This window comes from Streptomyces fulvoviolaceus (assembly GCF_000718165.1).
Lineage (GTDB): Bacteria > Actinomycetota > Actinomycetes > Streptomycetales > Streptomycetaceae > Streptomyces > Streptomyces fulvoviolaceus.
In genome coordinates this window covers 36606-58499 of the sequence record NZ_JOEY01000053.1, presented here as the reverse complement: position 1 = coordinate 58499, position 21894 = coordinate 36606, and the positions used below count along the sequence as shown (strand labels likewise).

Here is a 21894-nt window from a genome sequence, read left to right as displayed (position 1 = left end):
GTCATGACACCGATGCTAGACAGGCCCGGCCCCGCTGCCCAGCAAAAATGTGGTGATCACTGCCGCGTGGTCGGACGGCCAGTCGTTGTCCTCCACGTCCGGCCAGGTCCGGGGGCTGCCGCTGACGTGGGTCCGGGAGTCGAGCACGCACAGGCCCCGGTGGAGAACGAAGTCGATCCGGTCCTGCGGCTCCGGCCGGCCGCTGCCGTCCTCGTGCTCGGTGTGCACCGGGGACCAGGTGTGGCCGGGGTCCTGCGCAGGGTCGGGACGGACGTCACGGTAGGAGTCGCGCAGGCCCGCGTGCTCGGCCGCCTTCGTCACCGGCCACTCGACGTCCGGCCAGTCCAGGTGGGAGGGGCTGTTGAAGTCGCCCACCAGGACGACCGGCACGGTGTCGTCGATCCGGCGCAGGGCGTCCCGCATCTGGGCGAGCCGCACCTCCTCGTGGGCGATCAGGTCGTCGGCCTCCAGCCCGTCGAAGGCTGCCTCGTACGGCCCGTACGGCTTGTAGTCCAGGTGGAGCGTCCATACGTCCACCTCGGCGCCCTCGGCGACCCGGAGCCGGACGCCCGCCGCCCCGTAGAAGCCGACGTCCGGGTCGCCGAGGGGGGCCGTGATCGGGTGGCGGCTGATGATGCCGAGGTTCTCGCCTGCCCGGTGGTGGTGCCAGCCGAGGGCGTGGGCGAGTTCCTCGGCCGCGGTGCCGTACGTCTCCTGCAGGCCGACCACGTCCACGTCGGTCTCCGTGATGACCTTGAGCTGCTTGGCCCGGTGGTCGTGGACCTTGGTGCCGCCGTACCAGAGGTTCCAGGTCATGACGCGGAGCCGGTACGGCAGCAGGGAGCGCAGGCTCGGGACGGAGACGTCCTCCAGGCTGGCCTCGACGGTCCGGCCGGGCGCCGCCTCGATCGGGGCGAGCGAGGGCACCGCCAGCACCGTGCAGCCCGCCGCCTCGGCGGACGCGACACCGGTCTCCGTGTCCTCGACGGCCACGCAGGCCGCCGGGGCGACGCCGAGCGCACGGCAGGCGGCGAGGTAGGGGTCGGGGGCCGGCTTGGTGCGTGAGGTGTCGTCGGCGGTGACGGAGACGGCGAAGCGGCTCGCGCCGAGTACTTCGAGCACGGTGTCGGCGACCGCCCGGGGGGACGCGGTCACCAGGGCCGTGGGGACGCCCTCGCGGGCCAGGGCGTCGAGGAGGTCCAGTGCGCCGGGGCGGGGCACGACGCCGGTGCGGACGCGGTCGGCGAACTCCCGGTGGAGCGCGTCGCCGAGTTCGGCGGACGGGGTGCCCGTGGCCGCGGACAGCCAGGCGGCGGTGTACTCGACCGGGCGGCCGAGCACCTCCGGCTGGTCCGCCTCGGTCAGGGTCCGCCCTGCGACCCGCTCCACCGCCTCCCACCACAGCCGCTCGGTGTCGACGAGCGTGCCGTCCATGTCGAACAGGACGGCTTGCAGCGGGAGTTGAGTCACGGTTCTCTCTTCCATGAAAGGGTTCAACGGGTACGTTCCGCCACCAGCACCGGCCGCTCCGGCAGTGACACGCTCACCGCGGCACCGGCGCCGAGCCCGGTGGCCTCGTGCGCGGGCAGGTCGGCCTTCACCTCGGTGCCGTCGGCGAGCCGGACGGTGACGCGGACGGCCGCGCCCAGGAAGGACGTGGCGACCACACGCGCGTCACCGGCGTCGTCGGCGCGTACGCCCACCGCCTCCGGCCGCACCAGCACGTCCACCTCGGTCACCGACGGCACCTGACCGTCGACCGGCAGCCGCTGTCCGAGCACGTCGACCCCGTCTCCGGACAGCCGCCCCGGAATCCGGCTCATCGTCCCGACGAACTCGGCGACGAAGGCGGTGGCGGGACGGCCGTACAACTCGGCCGGGGCGGCGCACTGTTCGAGCCGCCCGGCGTGCATCACGGCGACCCGGTCCGCCATGGACAGGGCCTCCTCCTGGTCGTGGGTCACGAACAGGGTCGTGATGCCGAGCTCCTGCTGGAGCCGTCGGATCTCCTCGCGGAGGGTGAGCCGCACCTTGGCGTCGAGTGCCGACAAGGGCTCGTCCAGGAGCAGCACGCGCGGGCGGAGGGCGAGGGCACGGGCCAGGGCGACACGCTGCTGCTGGCCGCCGGAGAGCTGGTGCGGGAACCGCCCGCCCTTGTCGGCGAGGCCGACCAGCTCCAGCAACTCGACGGCGCGGGCCCGCCGTTCGGCCGTACGGACCTTCCGCATCCGCAGCCCGAAGGCCACGTTGTCGACCGCGTCGAGATGCGGGAAGAGGCTGTACGACTGGAAGACCATCCCGGCGTCGCGTCGGTGTGCCGGGACCCGGGTGACGTCCTCGCCGTCGACCAGCACCTCGCCGGAGTCTGGGTGTTCGAAGCCGGCGAGCATGCGTAGCGCGGTCGTCTTCCCGCAGCCGGACGGGCCGAGCAGGGCGAGGAGTTCACCCGGCCGGACGGTCAGGTCGAGGCCGTCGAGGGCCACGGTCGGGCCGAACTCCCGCCGCAGGCCCCGGAATTCGACGGTCGCCGCCTTGGTGGCTGTCTTGGTCGCTGTCTTTTCGAGGACGGTCATGATTCATCCCGGGATGCGGTACGGGTACGCCCACCGAATCCGGCGAGCACGAGGAGCAGGGCCCAGGTGACGAACAGGCTCAGCACGGACACGGCGACGGACAGCTGGGCCTGCGATCCGCCGATGCTGTAGATCCACACGGCGAACGGCTGGAAGCCGAGCAGCTGCGCCACGGTGAACTCGCCGAGTACCAGGGCCAGGGTGAGGAAGGAGGCGTTCAGCAGCGCGCCGCGGAGGTTGGGCAGCACGGCCTGGACGAGCGCCTGCGGCCAGGACGCCCCGAGGCTGCGAGCGGCCTCGACGAGGGTGGGCACGTCGACGGCCCTCAGTCCGGCGTCCAGTGCCCGGTGCACGAAGGGCAGCGCCATCACGACGTACGCGAGAACCAGCACGAACGGGAAGTCCGGGTTCTGGATGGCCACGAACGTCTGGAACAGCGGGGTCCGCGAGAGGTGTTCGGGCCCCCATTTGAGGACGGTCGAGATGCCGGCGACGAAGGCGATCGGCGGGACCACCAACGGCAGCGAGCACACCACCTCGACGACCGGCCGCAGCCGGGGCGCGCCGAGCCGGAGGGCGACCATGGCGGGCACCATCAGCAGCAGCACGACCGCGATGGTCACGACGGCCAGTTCCAGTGACAGCAGCAGGCTGGAGACGAAGCCGTCGGCGGAGACGATCTGCGTGTAGGCGTCGAAGGTGACACCCTGCCCGGGCACGTCGACCGTGAAGACCACGGACGCGGCCAGCGGCACCAGGAAGTACAGTCCGGCGAGGCCGAAGACGCCCCACCGCCACAGGTTCAGGCGAGCCATCGCGCGCTCCGTCGTTGCAGGGGCAGGTACACCGCCATGACCAGGCCGGCGACGAGGACCATGTCGAGGCTGAGGGCGAGCGCCACGTTCTCCTGGCCGACCAGGACGTTGCCGGAGATGGCGTCGGCGATCTGCAGGGTGACCAGCGGGATGGAACTGCCCACCATGGCGGCGGCGGTGGCGTACGCGGCGAAGGCGCTGCCGAAGAGGAGCACGAGCCCGCCGAGCAGCGAGGGCAGCAGCACGGGAAGGGCCACGTGCCGCCAGTACTGCGCGGACGTCGCGCCGTTGTTCTGGGCGGCCTCGCGCCACTGCGTGCGCAGTCCCTCCAGGGCCGGGGTGATGGTGAGCACCATCAGCGGGATCAGGAAGTACAGGTAGACGATCACCAGTCCCCAGAAGCTGTAGAGGTCCCAGCCCTTGTCCGTGAGGCCCAGGTGCTGTGTCAGCACACCGGCGTTGCCGAGGGTGGCGACGAAGGCGAAGGCCAGCGGGACGCCGCCGAAGTTGGCGAGGACCCCGGACGCGGTGAGCACGGCCTCGCGCAGCGCGCGGGAGCGGGAGGTGACGACGGCCTGCGCGAGCGGCAGCCCGCACAGGGCCCCCAGGCCGGCGGTCACGGCCGACAGCTTCACGCTGCCGATCAGCGCCGTCAGATACGCGCCCTGCAGCGAGGCCGTCAGGTTGCCGGTGGTGTACGAAGTCGCCCCCGTCGCCGGGTCCTTGGCCGTGAAGGCGCCGTCGAGCATGGCCAGGGCGGGCAGCCCGAAGGCGAGCGCGGTGAAGGCGAGCAGCGGGACGACGGCGAGCCAGCCGAGGGCACGGCGCCGCCGCTTCTGCGGAGCGGCGGTCGCCGTGTCGACCCGGGTGAGGGTGGCCGTCATCCGGAGACGGCCTTCGCCCAGCCCTGTCCGAGCACCGTCTTGGCCTTGCCCTGCTGGTCCTCGGTCGGGAAGGAGGGCGTTCCGGAGACCTCGGGCAGCTTGGCCGCGGCCGTCTTGTCGAGGGTGCCGGCCTTCTCCATGGCGGTCATCAGGGCCGGGCGGGCGTATCCCTTGAGCCAGAGGTTCTGGCCCTCGGCGCTGTAGAGGTACTCCTGCCACAGCCGGGCGGCCGCCGGGTGCGGGGCGTCCTTGTTGACGGCCTGGGAGTAGTACTGCGAGAACTTGCCGTCGGTGGGCACCGCCACCTTCCAGTCGACGCCCTTGGACTTGAACTCGTCGGCGTACCCGGCGTTCAGGTAGTCCCAGTCGATGCTGATCGGCGTCTCGCCCTTCTCGACGGTGGCCGGGGTCGACTCGACGGGCGTGTAGTTGCCGTTCTTCTTCAGCTTCGCGAAGAAGTCGAGGCCGGGCTGGATGTCGTCGAAGGAGCCGCCGCTCGCGAGCGAGGCCGCCCAGACGCCACCGAAGGCCGAACCGGACTTGGTGGGGTTGCCGTTGAGGGCGACCTGGCCCTTGTACTGGGGCTTGAGCAGGTCCGCGAAGGTCGTCGGACAGGTCTTGACCCGCTTGGCGTCGCAGCCGATGGAGATGTAGCCGCCGTAGTCGTTGTACCAGCGCGCCTGCGCGTCCTTCTGCTCCGTGGGGATGTCGGCGAACGACGCCACCTTGTACGGCGCGAGCAGCCCCTGCTGGGCCGCGCTCAGCGCGAAGGAGCTGCCGAGGTCGAGGACGTCCGGTGCACGGCCCTGACCCTTCCTCGACGTCACGGCGTTGATCTCGTCCTGGCTGGAACCGTCCGGGTTCTCGACCTCGACCTTGATGCCGTACTTCTTCTCGAAGCCGTCGATGAGGGCGCCGTAGTTGGCCCAGTCGCGGGGCAACGCGATGGCGTTCAGCGTGCCCTCCTTCTTGGCCGCCTTGACCAGCGCGGCCAGGCCGCCGAAGTCGGCGGCGGAGGTGGCGGTGGCGGCGCTCTTGCCGTCGGCGGTGGTCGACGAGCTCTCGGGGGCGGCGCCACAGGCGCTCAGTGCGAGCGCGGCGACGACAGCGAGGGCGGCTGTTCTCGGCAGGGACACGGTCACGGCTTCTCCAGGGGACGCGCGAGGTGCAGGAGCCAAACAGAGAGAACTTGTCTGAACAAGTTGGCCTCAGTACGCCCGCCGCTGGTGTCGCGCTCGTAAACACTGGCGAAACGATGACCCCTGAATTTCCGCACAGTCAGAGCCTTTCGGATCCCCACCGGATCTCGACTAGGCTGGTCACGCTGTGCACAGCGGCCGACTCAGAGGGGAAGCATGGCGGCGCGACACGAGGAGATCGCCGACGAACTGCGCCGGGCGATCGACCGCGAGGAGTACACGGTCGGCAGTCTGCTGCCCGCCGAGACGGAGCTCGCGGCCCACTACGGCGTCTCGCGCGGCACGGTCCGCCAGGCCGTCGCCGCGCTGACCGCCGAGGGACTCATCGGCTCGCGCCAGGGCGCCCGCCGGGTGGTCCTGGCGAGCCGCCGCAGCCAGAGCTTCGAGGAACTGCGCAGCTTCGCCCAGTGGGCGCGCGCGATGGGCCGCGAGGCGACGGGGCAGGTGGTCGCCCAGGAGTACCGCCCGGCTGCCGCCGAGGATGCCGTACGCCTCCAACTGCCCGTCGGCATCGAGGTGTTGCACGTACTTCGGGTGCGTGGGCTGGACGGCGAGCCGGTGCTGCTGGAGCGGACGGTGTACGCCGACTGGATCTCGTCCGCCGTCGAGTCGATCGAGCCGGACTGTCCGTCCGTGACGCAGCGTCTGCTCGACGACACCGGGCTGGTCTTCGCCTACGGTGAGCATGTCATCGACGCGGTGGCCGCGGGGGCGCGGGATGCCGAGCTGTTGCTCGTCCGCCGCAGCAGTCCGCTGCTGCGGGTGCGGCGGGTGACGACGACGCGGGACGGGCGGCCGGTGGAGTGGTCGGACGACCGGTATCGGTCGGATGCGGTGAGCTTCAGTGTGCACAACTCGATAGGGAACAACGCGTTGGCTCGTAAGACGGCGGAGTAGAGCTCGGGGCGGATTGTCGAGTTCCGGGTGCGGGTTCGTTGTGGCTGGTCGCGCAGTTCCCCGCGCCCCTAAGGGGGTGCACTCCCCGCCTGCTACGGAGGTTCTGTTGGACATCGTTTCGCTGCCCCGGGTCGACGAGCACACGACCGTCGTCGCTGCCGACGTCGGTGACGTCTGGCGGGCGCTCGGCGAGACCCTTGAGGGGTCTTTCGGGCGGCCCCGGTCAGCTCGGTACGCGCGTCTCATCGGGGTCGCCGACCGTGTGGCGTCCGGGCCCCGGCCCCTCGCCGTAGGCTCGGCTTTCCCCGGATTCCGGGTGGCTTCCGCCGAGCCGGAACGCGAGCTGCTGCTTATCGGGCGGCACTACTTCTCGACATACGCCCTCGTCTTCCGCCTGGACGAGGCCGGGGACGGCCACACCCGGCTGCGGGCCGAGACGCGGGCCAGGTTCCCCGGGCCGGGCGGTGCCCTCTACCGGTTGCTGGTCATCTCCTCGGGGGCGCACGCCCTGCTCACCGGGCGGCTGCTGAAGGCGGTCCGGCAGCGGGCCGAGTAGGTCAGGTCGGCGATCCGGAGGAGAACCTGCGCAGCAGCGGCGACAGCACCAGCACGGACTTCGTCCGCTCCACGAACGGCTCCCCCGCGATCCGCTCCAGGACGCGTTCGAAGTGCCGCATGTCGGAGGCGAAGACCTGGACGACCGCGTCCGCGTCGCCGGTGACGGTGGACGCGGCCACGACCTCCTGGTAGCGCTCCAGGCCCCGCCGGATGGTGTCGGGCGAGGTGTTGTGCCGGCAGTAGATCTCGACGAACCCCTCCGTCTCCCAGCCGAGGGCCGCCGGGTCCACCCGTACGGTGAAGCCGGTGATGGCCCCGGTGGCGCGCAGTCGGTCCACGCGCCGTTTCACGGCGGGTGCGGAGAGGCCGACGATCTGCCCGATGTCCGCGTAGGAGCGGCGGGCGTCCTCGGCGAGGGCGTGGACGATGCGTTCGTCGAGATCGTTGAGCACGGGGGTGGATCAGCTCTCAGGTGTTGCGAGTCGGGAACGGCGATGGCCGTATACGAAGTAGAACACGAGCCCCACGGCCATCCAGACCCCGAAGACCGCCCAGGTGACGGTGGACAGGCTGCCCATCATCCAGACGCAGAACGCGAGGCCCAACGCGGGCAGCACCGGCGACAGCGGCACACGGAAGGTGCGGGGCATGTCCGGGCGGGTCCGGCGCAGCACCACCACGGCGATGTTGACCAGCCCGAAGGCGAACAGCGTGCCGATGCTGGTGGCGTCGGCGAGCTGCCCCAGCGGGATGGCGGCGGCCAGGACACCGCAGAACAGGGACACGATCACCGTATTGGTGCGAGGCGTGCCCGTCTTCGGGTGCACGCGCGCGAACACCTTCGGCACCAGCCCGTCCCGGGACATCGCGAAGAGGATGCGGGTCTGGCCGTAGAGCACGGTCAGGACGACGCTGGCGATGGCTATGACGGCGCAGGCGGCCAGCAGGGTGCCCCAGAAGGTCTGTCCGGTCACCTCGCGCATGATCTGGGCGAGCGCGGCCTCCGAGTCGCCGAACCGCTGCCAGGGCTTCGCACCGACGGCGACGGCCGCGACGAGGACGTACAGCGCCGTCACGATGACCAGCGACAGCATGATCGCGCGCGGGAGGTCGCGCTGCGCGTTCTTCGCCTCCTCACCGGCCGTGGAGGCGGCGTCGAAGCCGATGTACGAGAAGAAGAGCGTCGCCCCTGCGGCACTCACGCCCGCCATGCCGAGCGGCATGAAGTGCTCGTAGTTGCCGGAGCGGAAGCCCTGGATGCCGATCGCGCAGAACAGTATGAGCGCGGCGATCTTCACGGCCACCATGATGGTGTTGGCGCGGGCGGACTCGCGGGCGCCGCCGAGCAGGAAGACCATGGCCAGCAGGACGACGATCAGCGCCGGCAGGTTGAAGACGCCGCCGTCGCCGGGCGGGGCGGACAGGGCGTCCGGGATGGTGACGCCGATGGTCCCGTCGAGCAACTCGTTGAGGTACTCGCCCCAGCCGACGGCCACGGCGGCGACGGAGACGCCGTATTCGAGGACCAGACACCACCCGCAGGTCCAGGCGATCAACTCACCCATCGTGGCGTACGCGTACGAGTACGAGGAGCCGGCGACCGGGATGGTGCCCGCGAGTTCGGCGTAGGACAGGGCCGAGAAGAGCGCCGTGAGTCCGGCGATCACGAAGGAGAGGGTGACGGCCGGGCCCGCCTTGGGGACGGCCTCGCCGAGGACGACGAAGATGCCGGTGCCGAGGGTGGCGCCGATGCTGATCATGGTCAGCTGCCACAGGCCGAGGGTGCGGCGCAGGCTGCCTCCCTCGCCCTGGCCGCCCTCCGCCACCAGGCGTTCCACGGGCTTGCGACGCATGAGCCGCGCACCCACCCCCGGGGACTGTGGTGTGCGGTGATGCGGGGGTGCGCCTTGGTCGAGCACGCGCTGACTCCTTTGTCGCTGCCTCTCAGGGCGGCGAGGACTGGCGGCGCACCTGCGCGAACAGGAACCCACCGAGCGGAGTCCCCGCCACGCCACGTACAGCGCAGAACCCTATGAGCCGGGGCATTGCCCTCGTAATGCAGCAACCTTGCGCGTCTCCGCAAGATCGTTGCGTTCATCGCGGGTGGGCGTGCGTTCGTTGCGCGGGGGCTTTCGACCGTTGCGCGGAGGCCTGATCAACCGTCGTACAGAGCCTCTGTCAGCGCTCGTCGGGCTCCCCCGCGATGGCCCGCGCCTCGGCCACGTCGGCGTCGTCGAACCCCATCTGACCGGGCTTTCCGTAGGCGGCCGCCTGCGTGTCGATCCACCGCGTGTGCGCCTCCCAGGCGGCCTGCTTGCTGGTGCCCAGCGCGGCCCCGATCTGCGACCAGGAGGCCCCGGACTCGCGGGCCGCGCGGACGGTGAGCTGGCGCCCGTAGGCGGCTTTGCGGGCCACGACCTCGCTCAGGGCGAGGAGTTCGAGGAACTCGGCCCGGTCGAGGGGCTCCCCCATCGACTCGCGGGTGCGCAGATCATCGAGACGGGCCACGGCGGTCAACAGCGTGTGCTGCGGTTCGATGCTCTGTGGTGTCGCCATGCCCCCAGATTTGCGTCAAGCCCGCCTGACGTCAAGAGGGCTTGACGGATCCAGCTCCTTCACCAGAAAGACACCGGGATCGACGCGCTCGTGTCGTACGCCCGAGGCGTCCAGGTAGGCCCAGCGGTCGACGAAGGCCACCGCGGGCCGGTATCCGAGCCGCGCGTACAAGGCAGCCGCCCGCGGATTGTGGTCCCCCACGCCGAGCCCCATGACGCCGATGCCCCGCTCGCGGGCCAGCCGCTCGGCGGCCCGCACCAGCGCGGTGCCGACACCCCGGGAGCGCAGCGACTCCGGCCAGACGAAGAGGCTGTTGACGTCCGGGCACCCGGGCAGCGCCGCCCGTACCTCCGGCGCGTGGCAGCCGGTCCAGCGGACCTCCGCGTGGCCGACCGGACGGCGGTCGAGCCAGGGGATGAGATAGGTGCTGTCGCCGGCCGCCTGGCGGGCGTAGCGGTCCGCGTGGTGTGCGTCGTCGGCGTACGACGGCATGAAGCGCTCCAGTACGTCGAGGTCCTCGGCCCGGCATGCGGTGATGTCCATACGGCGACCGTAGGCGCCCGCGCACGCGAACGGCCCCCGCTTTTCAACGGGGGCCGTACGAAAGGAAGTTGACGCGTCAGCTCCAGCTGGCGTGCAGCGGCTTGCCCTCCGCGTAGCCGGCCGCGCTCTGGATGCCGACGACCGCCTTCTCGGCGAACTCCTCCAGGGAGCCCGCACCGGCGTAGGTGCAGGAGGAGCGGACGCCCGCGATGATCGAGTCGATCAGGTCCTCGACGCCCGGGCGGGCCGGGTCGAGGAACATGCGGGAGGTGGAGATACCCTCCTCGAACAGCGCCTTGCGGGCACGGTCGTAGGCCGACTCCTCGGACGTACGGTTGCGCACCGCACGCGCGGACGCCATGCCGAACGACTCCTTGTAGAGGCGGCCGTCGGCGTCCTGCTGGAGGTCGCCAGGGGACTCGTACGTGCCCGCGAACCAGGACCCGACCATCACGTTGGACGCACCGGCCGCGAGGGCCATGGCGACATCGCGCGGGTGCCGGACACCGCCGTCGGCCCAGACGTGCTTGCCGTACTTCTTCGCCTCGGCGGCGCACTCCAGCACGGCCGAGAACTGCGGCCGGCCGACGCCGGTCATCATGCGGGTGGTGCACATGGCGCCGGGGCCCACGCCCACCTTGATGACGTCGGCGCCCGCCTCGATGAGGTCGCGCACACCCTCGGCGGCGACGATGTTGCCCGCCACGATCGGCACCTGCGGGTCGAGCGCACGCACCTGCTTGATCGCGCTGATCATCGACTCCTGGTGGCCGTGGGCCGTGTCGATGACGAGGGTGTCGACGCCCGCGTCCAGCAGCTGCTTGGCCTTCTCCGCGAAGTCGCCGTTGACGCCGACGGCGGCCGCGATGCGCAGCTGCCCGTTCGCGTCGACGGCCGGCGTGTACAGCGTGGCGCGCAGGGCGCCCTTGCGGGTGAGGATGCCCGCGAGGCGACCGTCCTTGTCGACGGCGGGGGCGTAACGGCGGTTGGCCGCGTCCAGCCGGTTGAAGGCCTCGCGCGGGTCGATGTCCGCGTCGAGCAGCAGCAGGTCCTTGGACATGACCACTTCGAGCTGGGTGAAGCGGTCGACACCGGTCAGGTCCCGGTCGGTGACGACGCCGACGGGCCGCTGCTCCTCGTCGACGACCACACCGGCGTTGTGCGCGCGCTTCGGCAGCAGGGACAGCGCGTCGGCGACGGTCTGGTGCGGGGCCAGCACGATCGGGGTGTCCAGGACGTGGTGGCGGCTCTTCACCCAGGAGACGACCTCGGTGACGACCTCGATCGGGATGTCCTGCGGGATGACGACGAGGCCACCGCGCCGGGCCAGCGTCTCGGCCATACGGCGCCCGGCGATGGCGGTCATGTTGGCGACGACCAGCGGGATCGTGGTGCCCGTGCCGTCCGGGGAGCTGAGGTCCACGCCCTGCCGCGAGCCGACCGCGCTGCGGCTCGGGACCATGAAGACGTCGTCGTACGTCAGGTCGTAAGGGGGCTGGATGTCGTTGAGGAAACGCACGTGCTGCACATCCCAGTCGATCAGAGGTGGCCCCGGACAGGTCAGCCAGGGGTAAGAGCACGTACTTCATTGTCCCATGTCGGCCGCAATGCGATGCCCGGTCACATCGTCCAAGCAGGTCAGAGGCGCGCTCGGAGAAACCTCCAAGCAGATCACCAGGCGCCCGGCACCTTCAGCCACAGCGAGCCCACCCCCATCCAGATCACGAGGTTCGCGACCCGAAGGTGCCCGCCATGACCCCACTCGCCGCGGCCCATCGGCCCACGCTCGGCGAGCCTGCGCACGGTCTCCGCCGGGGCCTCGGGAGTCTCCTTCAGCTCCGGCGGGAAGATCTTGTAGATCGGCCACGGCAGTACGGCCAGGCTGATCAGCCCCGGCACGATCGCGGCCACCGCCCACTTCGCCCAGCTCACTTCGACGCCCTGGTCGGACGCGGTGGACTGGATGATCGGGTTCGCGGCCATGGCGGTGGCGATCATCGCGCCGGAGCAGGCCGTCGTGGAGGGCGTCACCGGAGCCGGAGCGAGGTCGGTGAGCGTCATGCCGTAGCCGAGTCCGAGGCTGGAGCGGCCCATCAGCCGCACGAAGAAGAGGGCGATCCGCTCGCCGAGCCCCGTGACGATGCGCGGCGGCGACCTCCAGCCGGTTGGTGATCATCAGGACCGTGAACCCGACGATCGCCACCGCGGCGGCGGGCAGCGGGCAGCGGGCAGCGGGCAGCGGGCAGCGGGCAGCGGGCAGCGGGCAGCGGGCAGCGGGCAGCGGCTGCAGGATCAGCCCGCCCACGGTCCCCATGAAGACCGCGAGGGGCGCCCAGTCGTGCGGCTCACACTCAGGTCGATTCACGACATGCCGTGAGCAAGCTAACGGGCGGCCTCTCCGAGAGCGAGCACCACGGAGAGCGCCGGCGTCCGGTCGACCGCCTCCCCGAAGACCTCGACAGCGGTCTCCCATTCGTCCGGCCGCGCCTTCGCGTACGGCCGCCAGTTCCGTACGACGACCAACAGGCCGCTCTCGACGGCACCTTCGGGCCAGACGGTGTGGTCGGAGAGGGAGTCGGCGAGGGCGTCCCAGTTGCGGCCGAACCAGTCGGGCAGCTGGAGGGCGAGGGCAGTGCGGTCCATCAGGCCCGCCTTGTCCGTGACGCCATCGAGGTCGAGCTTGACCACTTGTTGGGTCATCTCAGCACCGCCCTGAAGGAGTTGTAGTGATCATCGGTGTAGTAGATCTCGTCGCCCTGCCCCGTGACAATGCGCCGGGCCCCGCGATCGCGCGAGCCCGGCGTGGGCACGGTGTATTCGCGGTAGTAACCACGCTTGTGTTCGGGCAGCAGCCGCTCGAAATTGCCGAAGACGGTGCCGTCCTTGGCATACGGGAAGGGGCCGCCCGCGTCGATGAGTTCGAGGGTCTGCCGGGCCTCGGCGGGAAGCCGGGACTCCTTGATGGTGGCCATGCCACCGCCGGTGGAGGTGCCTGCGTCAGTGGACGCGCACCCCACGAGGAGGACGACCAGACAGAGAAGCAGACGGGGGGCGAACCGCAGCACCATGTCGCCGATGCTGCCACGGCCGCCCCCTCCTGACCTTCTGTCAGGGCCCGTCCGGGTCCGCCCTGTTCAGCGCGGGCTTCGGGGGGCTCCCCGCCGTCATCAGATAGTCCGCGGCCGACGTGTCCGTCACCAGGCTGGTGACGAGCCCGGACCGCAGCACCGCGTCGATCGCGCCCGCCTTCCGCTGGCCGCCCGCGATCGCGACGACCTCGGGGATACGGCGGAGCTGGTCGGCCTTGACGGTGATGCACCGCTCGCCCAGGTCCCGTCCGACCCGGCGGCCCTCGCCGTCGAAGAGGTGCGCGGACATCTCGGCGGCGACGCCGAGCGAGGCGTAGTGCGAGACCTCCTCGTCGCTGAGCATGTCGTGCACCGTCGAGATGCCCGGCTCCCAGGAACCGATGGAGACACAGGCGACCGTGACCTTGTCGAAGTACTCGAAGGCCCGGGCGATCCCGGTCTGGTTGCGCAGCGCGGCCGCGGTCGCCGCATCCGGCAGCAGCATCGGCGCGTAGATGGGGTGGGCGTCGCCGCCCGACACCTGCGCGGCACGGCGCACCGCCTCGACGGAACCGCGCTCGGCGGTCCCGGCGTCGTACACGCCCGTCAGCTGGACCACCGTGCACGGCGGCAGCCGGTCGAGCGCCGCGGCCATGTGGATGGTGGACCGGCCCCAGGCCAGACCCAGCACATCACCTTCGTTCACAAGCTCGCCGAGCAGGTCGGCGGCCACTTCCCCCAGATTCTCGGGGTCGGGTGAGTCCTGGGCCTCGGCCGGGGACTCGACCACGACTGCGTGCCTGAGGCCGTACCGGGCACGGAGCGCGTCCGAGCGCTCGGCGTCCAGTTCGGCCGGCACACGGATCTCGATACGTACGAGATCCCGTTCGAGAGCGGTCTCCAGGACCCGGGCCACCTTGAAGCGGCTGACGCCGAACTCCTCCGCGATCTGGATCTTGGACTTGCCCTCGAGGTAGAAGCGGCGGGCCATGGCCGCCGCCTGCACCAGCTCAGCGGGTCCCATCCGCATGGCTGACCGGCCCGCCGACATACCCGACACGGCGATCTCCTCACTGCTGTTCACACTCTGGATTCGCCGTTCATCCTTGCAGATCCGGCGCACTTGATCAGCCCTGATGAGAGCCGTTCACGTTCCCTTGGTTCAGTGGCCGCATGCCCAGGAGGCCTTGGCCGTCGCCCCCTCGGCTTGGGTGCGCAATGCACGTACCGCCTCGGCGGGGTCCGATGCGCCGTAGACCGCCGACCCGGCGACGAAGACGTCGGCGCCCGCGTCCGCGCAGCGCTCGATGGTGGCGGCCGAGACACCGCCGTCGACCTGGAGCCACAGCTCAAGGCCGTGCTTGCTGATCAACTCGCGGGTGCGGCGAATCTTCGGGAGCATGATGTCGAGGAACGCCTGTCCGCCGAAGCCCGGCTCGACCGTCATGATCAGCAGCATGTCGAGCTCGGGGAGCAGATCCTCGTACGGCTCGATCGGCGTCGCGGGCTTCAGCGCCATGGAGGCGCGGGCGCCCTTGGCCCGGATCTCCCGGGCGAGCCGCACCGGCGCGGCGGCCGCCTCGACGTGGAAGGTGACGGAACCGGCCCCCGCCTCTACGTACTGGGGCGCCCACCGATCGGCGTCCTCGATCATCAGATGGCAGTCCAGCGGGGTGTCCGTCGCACGGGCCAGCGACTCTACGACCGGCACACCGAGCGTGAGGTTCGGGACGAAATGGTTGTCCATGACGTCTACGTGGAGCCAGTCGGCTCCCTCGACCGCCTTCGCCTCGTCCGCGAGGCGGGCGAAGTCGGCGGACAGGATGCTGGGGTTGATCTGCGCGGCCATGACCCAAGCCTGCCATGTCCGGGCACTAATGTTCGCGCCGGTCCAGACCTAAGCCGTTCATCGGATGTTGCGCCCGGGCCTCGCGTGCCATGCTGGGCGGCCGACCGGCACCGCGTACGTTCACGGGGGTTGCCATGACGGACGGGAAAGGGCATGGGCGCCATGTGCGCCAGGGACTCATCGGGTTCCTGACGGGGCACCGCAGCAAGTGGGTCATCGTGGCCCTCTGGCTGGTGGTGCTGGTGGTCGCGGCGCCACTCGCCTCGAAGCTCACCGACGCCCAGGACAACGACGCGGCCTCCTGGCTGCCGGGGTCCGCGGAGTCCACCCAGGTCCTGAACACTTCCAACGGGTTCAGGCCGGAGCAGATCCCGGCCGTCGTCGTCTACGCGCGCGAGGGCGGGCTCACCGCCCAGGACCGGGACAAGATCGCGCAGGACGCCGACCAGATCAAGCAGCTGACCGCGCACGGCATCCGCGGCTCCGAGACCCGTGGCCCCGTCTACAACGACCAGTCGGCGCCCGAGGCGGCCCAGATCTACGTGCCGATCACGATGGACGAGAAGGGCTGGGAGGAGATCTCGCCCGCCGTCGACTCCATCCGCGACGAGACGGGCAGCAGCACGGGCGGTCTCGCCGTCCACATCACCGGCCCAGGCGGCACCTCGGCCGACTTCTCCGACGCCTTCGAGGGCATCGACTCGACGCTGCTGCTGTCGGCGATGGCCGTCGTGATCGTGATGCTGCTGCTCACCTACCGCAGCCCGACCCTGCTGTTCGTCCCGTTGATCGGCGTGGTCGTCTCCCTGTTCACGGCCCAGGCGCTGATCTATCTGCTCGCCGAACACGCGGGCCTGACGGTCAACGGCCAGAGTGCGGGCATCCTGACGGTGCTCGTCTTCGGCGCGGGCACGGACTACGCGCTCCTGCTCGTCGCCCGTTATCGGGAAGAGCTGCGCCGCCACGAGGACCGCCACGAGGCGATGGCCCTGGCGCTGCACCGCGCGGGCCCTGCCGTACTGGCCTCCGGCGCCACGGTCGTCGTCAGCATGCTGGTACTGCTGGCCGCCGAGATGAACTCGACGCGGGGCCTGGGCCCGGTGGCCGCCATCGGCGTGGCCGTCGCGCTCCTCGCGATGCTCTCCCTCTTCCCGGCCCTGCTGCTGATCTTCGGCCGCTGGATCTTCTGGCCGGTGATCCCGCACTTCGGCTCGGACGACCCGACCGAGCGCGGGATGTGGGCCCGCATGGGCCGCACCATCGCCCGCCGGCCCCGCATGATCTGGGCCGCCACGGCCGTGGTCCTGGCCGCCCTGTCCCTGGGCCTGCTCCAGATCCGCGCCGAGGGCATCAGCAACGCCGACGCCTTCACCGGCAAACCGGACTCGATCACCGGCCAGGAGGTCTCGGCACGCTACTTCCCGGCGGGCAGCGGCGACCCCCTGGTGATCGTGGCGAACGAGGCCCAGGCCGACCAGGTCCGCAGTGCCGTCACCGCCACCAAGGGCGTGGTGCCCGACAGCCTCGCCGTCCCACCGGGCACGAAACCCTCGTACGAGGGCCAGGTGCTCTTCGAGGCGACGATGACCGACCCCTCCGACAGCGAGGCCGCGAAACACACGGTCGAGCGGGTCCGGGACGCCGTGCACGATGTGCCCGACGCCGATGCCCAGGTGGGCGGCGGCACCGCGTCCCTGCTCGACATGGACACGGCGACGACGCACGACAACATCGTGATCATCCCGGCGGTGCTGGTCGTCGTCCTGCTGATCCTGAGCCTCCTGCTGCGCGCGCTGGTGGCACCGCTCCTGCTGATCGGGACCGTGGTGCTGTCCTTCACGGCGGCACTCGGGGCGAGCGCGCTGGCCTTCCGGCACCTCTTCGACTACGCGGGCGAGTCGACGGACTTCCCACTGTTCGTCTTCGTGTTCCTGGTGGCCCTGGGCATCGACTACAACATCTTCCTCACCACCCGCATCCGCGAGGAGGCCGCCCACCAGGGCACTCGCCCGGGCGTGGTGACCGGCCTCGCGGCGACGGGCGCGGTCATCACCTCCGCCGGCCTGGTCCTGGCCGGCACCTTCGCCGCCCTCGGCACGCTCCCGATGGTCGCCTTCGCCGAACTCGGGTTCGCGGTGGCCCTCGGCGTGCTGCTCGACACGTTCATCGCGCGGTCGGTGCTGGTCACGTCGCTGTTCCTGGACCTGGGCCCGAAGGTGTGGTGGCCGCACCGGATGGCCCACGAGGACGGCGGGGTGGCCGCGGTGAGCGAGGCGGAGAGGGTCGGCCAGTCCGGCGGGTAGAGCGGTCTCCCGGCGGGGGCAAGGCGATCCCCCAGAGCACCTTTGCATGATCATGCGTGATCGTGCATAATCTTCCTATGTCCAAGGTCCTCACCTCCCTCCCCGCCGGCGAACGCGTCGGCATCGCCTTCTCCGGCGGTCTCGACACCTCGGTCGCCGTCGCGTGGATGCGCGACAAGGGCGCCGTCCCGTGCACCTACACCGCCGACATCGGCCAGTACGACGAGCCCGACATCGCCTCGGTGCCCGGCCGCGCCAAGACCTACGGCGCCGAGATCGCGCGCCTGGTCGACTGCCGCGCCGCGCTGGTCGAGGAGGGCCTGGCCGCGCTCACCTGCGGGGCGTTCCACATCCGCTCGGGCGGGCGGGCGTACTTCAACACCACCCCGCTCGGCCGCGCCGTCACCGGCACGCTCCTCGTGCGGGCGATGCTCGAGGACAACGTCCAGATCTGGGGCGACGGCTCGACCTTCAAGGGCAACGACATCGAGCGGTTCTACCGCTACGGCCTGCTCGCCAACCCGCACCTGCGCATCTACAAGCCCTGGCTGGACGCGGACTTCGTGACCGAGCTCGGCGGCCGCAAGGAAATGTCGGAGTGGCTGGTCGCCCACAACCTGCCCTACCGGGACAGCACGGAGAAGGCGTACTCCACCGACGCCAACATCTGGGGCGCCACCCACGAGGCCAAGACCCTGGAGCACCTGGACACCGGCGTCGAGACCGTCGAGCCCATCATGGGCGTCCGGTTCTGGGACCCGTCGGTCGAGATCGCCGCCGAGGACGTGACGATCGGCTTCGACCAGGGCCGCCCGGTGACGATCAACGGCAAGGAGTTCGCCTCCGCCGTCGACCTGGTGATGGAGGCCAACGCCATCGGCGGCCGCCACGGGCTGGGCATGTCCGACCAGATCGAGAACCGGATCATCGAGGCCAAGAGCCGCGGCATCTACGAGGCGCCCGGCATGGCCCTCCTGCACGCCGCGTACGAGCGTCTCGTCAACGCGATCCACAACGAGGACACCCTCGCCCAGTACCACAACGAGGGCCGGCGCCTCGGTCGGCTGATGTACGAGGGCCGCTGGCTGGACCCGCAGGCGCTGATGATCCGGGAGTCGCTGCAGCGCTGGGTCGGCGCGGCGATCACCGGCGAGGTCACCCTGCGCCTCCGCCGCGGCGAGGACTACTCGCTCCTCGACACCACGGGCCCGGCGTTCAGCTACCACCCGGACAAGCTCTCCATGGAGCGCACCGAGGACTCGGCGTTCGGGCCGGTGGACCGGATCGGCCAGCTCACCATGCGCAACCTCGACATCGCCGACTCGCGCGCCAAGCTCGAGCAGTACGCCGCGCTCGGCCTGATCGGCACCGGCACTCCCGCCGTCGGCGCCGCCCAGGCGGCCGCGACCGGCCTCATCGGCAGCATGCCGGAGGGCGGCGCCGAGGCCATCGCCTCCCGCGGCGAGGTCTCCGACGAGGACGAGCTGCTGGACCGCGCCGCGATGGAGTCGGGCACGGACTGACACGATCGCAGCAAGAAGGCCGGCTCGCTTTCGAGCCGGCCTTCTGCGTTGCCCGCTACCCAGCAGGCCTTTGGCCTCACCCAGCGCCGAGCCGGCTCTCGCTCACCCGCTGCCGAATCGTCCTTTCGCTCGGCCCGTTGCCGAGCCGGCCTCTCGCTGTAGGCCCTAATTCGGAATGACTTATTCCGCTGAAATGACCTGGGCTTTTCATCGGTTGTCTCACTCGGTGGCCACGGAGTCCGTCTCACGATCTTGGCCATTGAGCGGTGCACACGGCTTGAACCTCCTCTTACTCAAGGAGGGTTGCGGGTTGGGGCAGTACGTTGCTCAAGGTGACAGCGCTCGTCTGCGAGTCTGGCCAGGCTCGCAGACACACGACAGCGACCAGTCGACCGCAATATGCAGAACATCATTCGGTGGGCGGTAGCCGATGGAGGCGGGTGGGATGCAGCGGCGGAGGTCCTGGGTATGGACGTTTCTGCTGTCACGTGAAGGCATGTGGTCTCTGCTTGCCACCACGGCCGCCGCGCTCGCGCTGGGTTTGCTGCCGAATCTGGTGCAGGCAGTGCCAGTTGTCGGGGATTCGCTGTTCGGGCTGGTGGCCGTCGCCATGTTCGCCGTGCTGCTCGTGGCGTGGGCGACGCACTCGTTGCGGAGCAAGGAGGGGGTCGGCATCGTCATCTATCTCGGGGCCGACTCGCACTGGGACCGTACGCGACTGCGCGAGATGCAGGACGATGCGCTGCGGCGCCATGCCGCTTGTTTCGTCGTGGAGCCGGACGCACTGCTGGGTGGTATCGAGGTGTCCGACCGGGTGGCCTTCGCGTACCGGGTAATGCAGGCCAGGCTCGAAGAGCTGACGATCGGCGCAGGAGAGGCACCCGAGTCCGTTTCGTTCTATGTCACTGCCCGGCATGCAGACGCGTACCGTCTCGGCGGGATGCTTCGTGCCCAACTGCACGAGAACGTCAGTGTGTTCGCCGAGTCGCCCGGAGACGGGGAGTCCGACCGACGGCAGCTGCGGGTCCCCACGCCCCGGCGGCGGATTGTCGCACTCGTCATGGGGCAGTCGGAGGAGCGGGGCCAGTCCGCCTTTCCCTCCGTGCGGCTTGACAGCGCGCTGAAGCTCCCGCCCAGCGAGAGCGACCTGCTCCGGTTGCGTGACGCGTTGGCCGGTCCTGGGCAGGAGCCGTCCTGGCATCGATTCAGGGCCCCCGAGGTCAGCGGGACAACGGCAGAGCTACGGCCCAACAGGATCGCGCTGATCGTGGCGCTCTCGGACAATGAGGGACTGGTACGGGACGCGTTGTACGCGGCCGAGCGCGGCGCGAGCGAGGTCTATGGCCTTCCGGGCCAGACCCCGCGCGGCAATCCCGAGGGGAACCGGTGCTTCGGGGCGCTGGTCATCCGTACCCGACCGGGAAATATCCCCGACACGACCGAACACCACGAGGCGTTCGTCCGTTATGTGGTCCACCAATGGCGTCGTACCGTCGAGGAGCACGGTGCGGACGCCACCAACTGGTTGTTCACCGACGGGCCCGCCACCTTCGTCCTCACTCTTGGGGCTCTGTTGGGACGCAGAGCCGTCCTGGTGCCACTGGCCGACCGCCCCCGACCTGCTACTCCATAGACTCCAGGGGCCGCCCGAGCGCCCGTACGCTGCCCAGGACGTGCGCGGTCAGGCGTCGATCGTGAAGGCTTCTTCGTAGATCCGCTCGGTTGCCACATCCTCGTACACCACCGTGGACCGCAGCCGGTTCCACCGGTGGCCAAGCATCAGCGCCAGGCCCATGGGGCTGGCCTGGAAGAGGTGGACGCGCGGTGCGTTGCGGCTGGCGCGGCGCACGGTGTCACGGATGCCGACGGCCAGGGCGTTGGCAGTCGCGGAGTTCGGGATGGAGTTGTCCTTGGCGCCGGTCGGCGGCCGGAGCACCAGGAGTTGGGATACCGGGAGGCCCTGGTCTCGCAGGAAGTGCAGTACGTCGTCGGTGAGGTCCGTGGCCACGGCGATGGCCACGGCCAGGTCCGGGCCCTGGCCGATCCTGTACTCGGCTTGTGCGGGTGTGAGCACGGCGTCGTACGGGTCGGCGGAGGACCAAAGTTGGCCGCGTTGCATGACGGCGAGGTCCGCACCGGTCACCATACGGAAGGCACTGCCGACGAGGAAGGCGGGAGCGAGGCGGAGGCTGCCGGTGATCGCAACGGCAGTTTTTCCCGGCGGGATCCTGTGGGGTGCGGCTTCAATCTCCGCCTGTAGCTGGGCCCAGGTCGCGGGGGCTTGGGGGCGGCGCTTGACGTAGGGGGACGCGCCGTCGAAGCGGTCGACCCAGTCGAGAGCGTAGTCGGCGTCTCCTGTCGCGGGGTCGGGCTTGAGGGTGGCGATGGACACCACGGCGCGCGTGGGTCCGGCCTTTAGCTGTAGGGAGTCGATGGCTTCGGTGATCGCCGTGAGGGTGAGGGTCCGCTGGCCGTCTCGTACCTGGCGGGCCACCCAGTCGGCCCCGATGTGGATCGCCGTATCGTCCGGGCGCAAGCCTGTGGCGAGCATGAGCGACTGAACGTGGTCGTACAGGTGGGTCGGGTCACGGGCGAGGTCGAAGCGGAGCACCTCAAGCAGGTCGCGGAGCTCGGCCTCGGTCAGGTCTGCGCCCACTGCCCATCGTCGTCGGGCAGTGCCTCTTGCTGATCTGGGGCCTTGTTGGCCGGCTTTGGGCATCAGCAGCTGGGTGCGGGAATCGCGGAGTGAGACCAGCGGGTCGCCGGAGTCGGCGGCCCGATTGCTGATGAGGGCCAAGTCCACCGGGGTGCCGTCGGCGGTGAGCTGGCGCCAGGTGCGGGCGATCTTCTTCAGGATCGACGGACCGCCGGAGTCGCTGGGCTTGAGCAGGTAGTCCTCGTTGACGGGGCTGCTGCTGTCGACGGTGTACTTGACCTGGGCGTAGGTATGCGGCGGGGTGGCTCGGTGCAGGACGACGTCGTCGAGGTTGCCGGCGTCATCGAGTTCGACGCTCACCGCGACGACCGGATTGGGCGTGTGGATGGAGGCGTCGCGGACGGCGGTCACGCACCCTTGCCATGCGAGCTGCCACTGATACAGGTCGCCTGCGATCCGTACTCCTGTTG

Annotated in this window: 21 protein-coding genes; 5 read left to right on the top strand and 16 right to left on the bottom strand. The window is 70.3% G+C overall.

Annotated elements, in window-relative coordinates:
* Positions 1 to 15: 15 nt before the first annotated feature.
* From IG08_RS0142645 to IG08_RS0142625, 5 genes are read right to left on the bottom strand one after another with little or no spacing between them, the layout of a single operon-like run.
* Positions 16 to 1470, bottom strand: a complete 1455-nt coding sequence (locus IG08_RS0142645) for an HAD-IA family hydrolase (RefSeq protein ID WP_030616383.1) — start codon at positions 1468 to 1470, stop codon at positions 16 to 18.
* Between the two features lie 23 nt (positions 1471 to 1493).
* On the bottom strand, positions 1494 to 2573 hold the full coding sequence (locus IG08_RS0142640; RefSeq protein WP_030616380.1) for an ABC transporter ATP-binding protein: 1080 nt from the start codon (positions 2571 to 2573) through the stop codon (positions 1494 to 1496).
* On the bottom strand, positions 2570 to 3388 hold the full coding sequence (locus IG08_RS0142635) for an ABC transporter permease (protein ID WP_030616378.1): 819 nt from the start codon (positions 3386 to 3388) through the stop codon (positions 2570 to 2572). The genes IG08_RS0142640 and IG08_RS0142635 overlap by 4 nt, the downstream gene beginning before the upstream one ends.
* Complete coding sequence (locus IG08_RS0142630) at positions 3376 to 4272, bottom strand: ABC transporter permease (protein WP_030616375.1); 897 nt, start codon at positions 4270 to 4272, stop codon at positions 3376 to 3378. Before IG08_RS0142630 ends, IG08_RS0142635 begins: the two co-directional genes overlap by 13 nt.
* On the bottom strand, positions 4269 to 5414 hold the full coding sequence (locus IG08_RS0142625) for an ABC transporter substrate-binding protein (RefSeq protein WP_030616373.1): 1146 nt from the start codon (positions 5412 to 5414) through the stop codon (positions 4269 to 4271). Before IG08_RS0142625 ends, IG08_RS0142630 begins: the two co-directional genes overlap by 4 nt.
* A gap of 213 nt (positions 5415 to 5627) precedes the next feature.
* Here IG08_RS0142625 and IG08_RS0142620 point away from each other — a divergent pair, with 213 nt between their 5' ends.
* Both IG08_RS0142620 and IG08_RS0142615 read left to right on the top strand, forming a co-directional pair.
* On the top strand, positions 5628 to 6368 hold the full coding sequence (locus tag IG08_RS0142620) for a GntR family transcriptional regulator (protein WP_030616370.1): 741 nt from the start codon (positions 5628 to 5630) through the stop codon (positions 6366 to 6368).
* A 106-nt stretch (positions 6369 to 6474) separates the two neighbouring features.
* Positions 6475 to 6924: a hypothetical protein gene (locus IG08_RS0142615; protein ID WP_030616367.1), complete on the top strand. Its 450-nt coding sequence runs from the start codon at positions 6475 to 6477 to the stop codon at positions 6922 to 6924.
* Between the two features lies 1 nt (position 6925).
* Here the strand turns inward: IG08_RS0142615 and IG08_RS0142610 are convergent, their stop codons facing one another.
* The 10 genes from IG08_RS0142610 to rpe all read right to left on the bottom strand — a co-directional run bounded on the left by IG08_RS0142610 (position 6926) and on the right by rpe (position 14942).
* Positions 6926 to 7378, bottom strand: a complete 453-nt coding sequence (locus IG08_RS0142610; protein WP_030616364.1) for an Lrp/AsnC family transcriptional regulator — start codon at positions 7376 to 7378, stop codon at positions 6926 to 6928.
* Positions 7379 to 7387: 9 nt separating this feature from the next.
* Positions 7388 to 8845, bottom strand: a complete 1458-nt coding sequence (locus tag IG08_RS0142605; protein WP_030616361.1) for an amino acid permease — start codon at positions 8843 to 8845, stop codon at positions 7388 to 7390.
* Positions 8846 to 9104: 259 nt separating this feature from the next.
* Positions 9105 to 9482, bottom strand: coding sequence for a hypothetical protein (locus IG08_RS0142600; protein WP_030616358.1), 378 nt, complete (start codon positions 9480 to 9482; stop codon positions 9105 to 9107).
* Positions 9483 to 9497: 15 nt separating this feature from the next.
* Positions 9498 to 10025, bottom strand: coding sequence for a GNAT family N-acetyltransferase (locus tag IG08_RS0142595; RefSeq protein WP_030616355.1), 528 nt, complete (start codon positions 10023 to 10025; stop codon positions 9498 to 9500).
* Positions 10026 to 10101: 76 nt separating this feature from the next.
* Complete coding sequence (locus tag IG08_RS0142590) at positions 10102 to 11544, bottom strand: GuaB1 family IMP dehydrogenase-related protein (RefSeq protein WP_052425101.1); 1443 nt, start codon at positions 11542 to 11544, stop codon at positions 10102 to 10104.
* Positions 11545 to 11696: 152 nt separating this feature from the next.
* Positions 11697 to 12167, bottom strand: coding sequence for an anion permease (locus tag IG08_RS0142585; RefSeq protein WP_078655957.1), 471 nt, complete (start codon positions 12165 to 12167; stop codon positions 11697 to 11699).
* Positions 12168 to 12407: 240 nt separating this feature from the next.
* A complete protein-coding gene (locus IG08_RS0142580; RefSeq protein WP_030616346.1) occupies positions 12408 to 12725 on the bottom strand; it encodes a barstar family protein in 318 nt (105 codons plus the stop codon).
* Positions 12722 to 13093 (bottom strand): guanyl-specific ribonuclease, encoded by a 372-nt coding sequence (locus tag IG08_RS0142575; RefSeq protein WP_030616343.1) that lies wholly within the window; start codon positions 13091 to 13093, stop codon positions 12722 to 12724. The genes IG08_RS0142580 and IG08_RS0142575 overlap by 4 nt, the downstream gene beginning before the upstream one ends.
* A 40-nt stretch (positions 13094 to 13133) precedes the next feature.
* Positions 13134 to 14177, bottom strand: a complete 1044-nt coding sequence (locus tag IG08_RS0142570) for a sugar-binding transcriptional regulator (protein WP_030616340.1) — start codon at positions 14175 to 14177, stop codon at positions 13134 to 13136.
* A 78-nt stretch (positions 14178 to 14255) separates the two neighbouring features.
* Entirely contained in the window at positions 14256 to 14942 is a 687-nt protein-coding gene (gene rpe, locus IG08_RS0142565) for a ribulose-phosphate 3-epimerase (RefSeq protein WP_030616336.1), read from the bottom strand.
* Between the two features lie 134 nt (positions 14943 to 15076).
* On the opposite strand from rpe, the gene IG08_RS0142560 reads away from it, so the two are divergent.
* From IG08_RS0142560 to IG08_RS0142550, 3 genes are all read left to right on the top strand, one after another.
* Complete coding sequence (locus IG08_RS0142560) at positions 15077 to 17245, top strand: MMPL family transporter (RefSeq protein WP_043456566.1); 2169 nt, start codon at positions 15077 to 15079, stop codon at positions 17243 to 17245.
* A 77-nt stretch (positions 17246 to 17322) separates the two neighbouring features.
* Positions 17323 to 18768 carry an argininosuccinate synthase gene (gene argG / locus IG08_RS0142555; protein WP_030616331.1) on the top strand — a complete coding sequence of 482 codons (1446 nt, stop codon included), beginning with the start codon at positions 17323 to 17325 and terminating at the stop codon, positions 18766 to 18768.
* 496 nt (positions 18769 to 19264) lie between these two features.
* Positions 19265 to 20401: a hypothetical protein gene (locus IG08_RS0142550; RefSeq protein ID WP_158812335.1), complete on the top strand. Its 1137-nt coding sequence runs from the start codon at positions 19265 to 19267 to the stop codon at positions 20399 to 20401.
* Positions 20402 to 20449: 48 nt separating this feature from the next.
* Here the strand turns inward: IG08_RS0142550 and IG08_RS0142545 are convergent, their stop codons facing one another.
* Positions 20450 to 21835, bottom strand: a complete 1386-nt coding sequence (locus IG08_RS0142545) for an SAVED domain-containing protein (RefSeq protein ID WP_234343107.1) — start codon at positions 21833 to 21835, stop codon at positions 20450 to 20452.
* Positions 21836 to 21894 lie beyond the last annotated feature (59 nt).

What these genes read in the sequence shown, in the direction of transcription:
- IG08_RS0142640 (WP_030616380.1), bottom strand. Translation starts at nt 2,573, where the DNA reads ATGACCGTCCTCGAAAAGACAGCGACCAAGACAGCCACCAAGGCGGCG.
- IG08_RS0142635 (WP_030616378.1), bottom strand. Translation starts at nt 3,388, where the DNA reads ATGGCTCGCCTGAACCTGTGGCGGTGGGGCGTCTTCGGCCTCGCCGGA.
- IG08_RS0142630 (WP_030616375.1), bottom strand. Translation starts at nt 4,272, where the DNA reads ATGACGGCCACCCTCACCCGGGTCGACACGGCGACCGCCGCTCCGCAG.
- IG08_RS0142620 (WP_030616370.1), top strand. Translation starts at nt 5,628, where the DNA reads ATGGCGGCGCGACACGAGGAGATCGCCGACGAACTGCGCCGGGCGATC.
- IG08_RS0142600 (WP_030616358.1), bottom strand. Translation starts at nt 9,482, where the DNA reads ATGGCGACACCACAGAGCATCGAACCGCAGCACACGCTGTTGACCGCC.
- IG08_RS0142595 (WP_030616355.1), bottom strand. Translation starts at nt 10,025, where the DNA reads ATGGACATCACCGCATGCCGGGCCGAGGACCTCGACGTACTGGAGCGC.
- IG08_RS0142580 (WP_030616346.1), bottom strand. Translation starts at nt 12,725, where the DNA reads ATGACCCAACAAGTGGTCAAGCTCGACCTCGATGGCGTCACGGACAAG.
- IG08_RS0142575 (WP_030616343.1), bottom strand. Translation starts at nt 13,093, where the DNA reads ATGGTGCTGCGGTTCGCCCCCCGTCTGCTTCTCTGTCTGGTCGTCCTC.
- rpe (WP_030616336.1), bottom strand. Translation starts at nt 14,942, where the DNA reads ATGGCCGCGCAGATCAACCCCAGCATCCTGTCCGCCGACTTCGCCCGC.
- IG08_RS0142560 (WP_043456566.1), top strand. Translation starts at nt 15,077, where the DNA reads ATGACGGACGGGAAAGGGCATGGGCGCCATGTGCGCCAGGGACTCATC.
- argG (WP_030616331.1), top strand. Translation starts at nt 17,323, where the DNA reads ATGTCCAAGGTCCTCACCTCCCTCCCCGCCGGCGAACGCGTCGGCATC.
- IG08_RS0142550 (WP_158812335.1), top strand. Translation starts at nt 19,265, where the DNA reads ATGTGGTCTCTGCTTGCCACCACGGCCGCCGCGCTCGCGCTGGGTTTG.